This is a genomic window from Protofrankia sp. CiP1_Cm_nod1 (genome assembly GCF_920888515.1).
Lineage (GTDB): Bacteria > Actinomycetota > Actinomycetes > Frankiales > Frankiaceae > Protofrankia.
In genome coordinates this window covers 1-2,250 of the sequence record NZ_CAKKTM010000361.1, presented here as the reverse complement: position 1 = coordinate 2,250, position 2,250 = coordinate 1, and the positions used below count along the sequence as shown (strand labels likewise).

The window sequence follows — 2,250 nt, the reverse complement described above, 5'->3', positions numbered from 1 at the left end:
GGGTAGGCGCGCGGGATGTCCCCGCCGCCGGCCCCGGCCGCCGGATGTCCCGCCGGGCCTCTGGGATCGTGCGTCCGGCCCGGGATCCGCTCCGGGACCGGGGCGCCGGCCCGTCAGATGCCGTACCGGATCAGATACCGTAGCGGATCAGATGTCGTAGTAGAGCTGGAACTCGTACGGATGCGGCCGGAGCCGGATCGCGTCGACCTCGTTCTTGCGCTTGTAGTCGATCCACGTCTCGATCAGGTCGGGGGTGAAGACGTTCCCGTCGGTCAGGAACTCGTGGTCCTCCTCGAGCGCGTCGAGCACCTTCTCCAGCGATCCGGGCACCTGCGGCACGGCCGCCAGCTCGTCCGGGGGAAGATCGTAGAGGTCCTTGTCGATTGGGTCCGGCGGCTCGATCTTGTTACGAATCCCGTCCAGGCCGGCCATCAGCATCGCGGCGAAGGCCAGGTACGGGTTGCAGCTCGGGTCGGGGACCCGGAACTCGATCCGCTTCGCCTTGGGCGAGACGCCGCTGAGCGGTATGCGGCAGCTGGCCGAACGGTTACGCGCCGAATAGACCAGGTTGACCGGTGCCTCGTAACCCGGCACCAGCCGCCGGTAGGAGTTCGTGGTCGGGTTGGTGAACGCCAGCAGCGCCGGCGCGTGGTGCAGCAGCCCGCCGATGTAGAAGCGGGCAAGCTCCGACAGGCCGCCGTAGCCGCTCTCGCTGTAGAACAGCGGCTCGTCACCCTGCCACAGGCTCTGGTGGACGTGCATCCCGGAGCCGTTGTCCTCGAAGAGCGGCTTCGGCATGAAGGTCACGGTCTTGCCACGGGCGACCGCGACATTGCGAATGATGTACTTGTAGAGCATCAGGTTGTCGGCGGTCCGCAGCAGGGTGTCGTAACGGATGTCTATCTCCGCCTGCCCGGCGGTGCCCACCTCGTGGTGCTGCATCTCGACGGTGATCCCGGCCCTGATCAGCGTCCGGGTCATCTCCGAGCGCAGGTCGGTGAAGTGGTCGGTCGGCGGGACCGGGAAATACCCGCCCTTGTACCGGGGCTTGTAGCCGAGGTTCCCGCCCTCCTCCTTGCGGGCGGTGTTCCAGGCCGCCTCGATGGAGTCCACGGCGTGCAGGGAGCCGTATGGGCTGTAGTCGTAGCGTACGTCGTCGAATATGTAGAACTCCGCCTCCGGGCCGAAGTAGGCGGTGTCCGCAAAACCGGTGCCCCGCAGGTAGGCCTCGGCCTTCTTCGCGGTGTTGCGCGGGTCCCGGGAGTACTCCTCCCGGGTGATCGGGTCATGGATGAAGAAGGTTATCGCGAGCGTCCGGTGCTCACGGAACGGATCGACGAAGGCCGTCGTCGGATCCGGCAACAGCAGCATGTCGGACTCGTGGATCGCCTGGAACCCGCGTATCGAGGACCCGTCGAACATCAGGCCGTCGGTGAACACCGACGCGGAGAAGACCTCGACCGGGATCGTGAAGTGCTGCAGAATCCCAGGAAGGTCGCAGAAACGAACGTCGACGAATTCGATGTTCTGGTCCGTGATGTAGCGGAGTACGTCCTCGGCGTTTGTGAACATCCACCCTCCAAGGGAGCTTCATGGCCGTGTGGACAGAAAGGATACGCCATGCCCAGATGCGGACCGTAACGCCATATGGTTCCGCAAACATGACGAAGTCGTTTCGCGACTGTAACACGGTAGGAAATTGTTACTCTGTGCGACTGGATTTTCGGGACGGTCGCCGGGCCCGGGGCCGGGCATAGGCTTACGCCGTGGGACGCGCACTCGGAAACTGGCTGGAAGGTCCACAACTTCCCCGGGACACCCCGCCCGGTGTCCGCCTCGGCCTGCCGGCGGACGGCCCCGGCTCGGCGGTCGGCGCCGGTCCCCGGCTGGCCGCGTTCGCGGTGGACGCCGTCATCGCCAACCTGCTGGCCGGCGTCCCGGTGCTGCTCGGGCTGGACTACTCCGTCAATGCCCGGGGGCTCGCCGTCTATCTTGCCTTCCTGCTGGAGGAGCTCGTCCTGGTCGCGGTCAACGGGCAGACCATCGGGATGCGCGTGATCGGCATCCGGGTCGTCCGGGTGCGTGACCACCGCCCGGCGGGATGGTTCTGGAGCGCGGTCCGCACCGTGCTGCTGGCCCTGGCCATCCCCGCCTTCATCTGGGACCGGGACCTGCGCGGCACCCACGACCGCGCGGCCGGCACCGTGGTCGTCCGCGGCCCCGCCCGCGCCCGCGCCACCGCCAGCGGCC

General features: G+C 67.2%; 2 protein-coding genes. One reads left to right on the top strand and one right to left on the bottom strand.

The features are described 5' to 3' along the window. Positions 1 to 147 precede the first annotated feature (147 nt). Positions 148 to 1,572 carry a type I glutamate--ammonia ligase gene (gene glnA, locus NBX02_RS16260; protein ID WP_250281823.1) on the bottom strand — a complete coding sequence of 475 codons (1,425 nt, stop codon included), beginning with the start codon at positions 1,570 to 1,572 and terminating at the stop codon, positions 148 to 150. Positions 1,573 to 1,766: 194 nt separating this feature from the next. Here glnA and NBX02_RS16255 point away from each other — a divergent pair. After that, a partial coding sequence (locus NBX02_RS16255) for an RDD family protein (RefSeq protein WP_250292051.1) occupies positions 1,767 to 2,250 on the top strand: 484 nt, incomplete at its 3' end.

Bases quoted from the DNA above. Each gene is read 5' to 3' on its own strand.
- glnA (WP_250281823.1), bottom strand. From the start codon at position 1,572: ATGTTCACAAACGCCGAGGACGTACTCCGCTACATCACGGACCAGAAC.